The sequence below is a fragment of the Bacillus cereus group sp. BfR-BA-01381 genome (assembly GCF_022663555.1).
Lineage (GTDB): Bacteria > Bacillota > Bacilli > Bacillales > Bacillaceae_G > Bacillus_A > Bacillus_A pacificus.
The window spans coordinates 1-222 of the sequence record NZ_JAKUFR010000345.1 but is presented as its reverse complement, the minus strand read 5'-3'; the positions used below and the strand labels follow the sequence as shown (position 1 = coordinate 222).

Sequence of the window (222 nt, the reverse complement as noted above, 5' to 3'; positions counted from 1 at the left end):
TTTCTGGTTAGGTACCGTCAAGGTGCCAGCTTATTCAACTAGCACTTGTTCTTCCCTAACAACAGAGTTTTACGACCCGAAAGCCTTCATCACTCACGCGGCGTTGCTCCGGCAGACTTTCGTCCATTGCGGAAGATTCCCTACTGCTGCCTCCCGTAGGAGTCTGGGCCGTGTCTCAGTCCCAGTGTGGCCGATCACCCTCTCAGGTCGGCTACGCATCGT

Annotated in this window: 1 rRNA gene; it reads right to left on the bottom strand. The window is 55.0% G+C overall.

Annotated features, from left to right (window positions below):
- A 16S ribosomal RNA gene (locus tag MR079_RS28970) occupies positions 1 to 222 on the bottom strand; the annotation flags it as partial.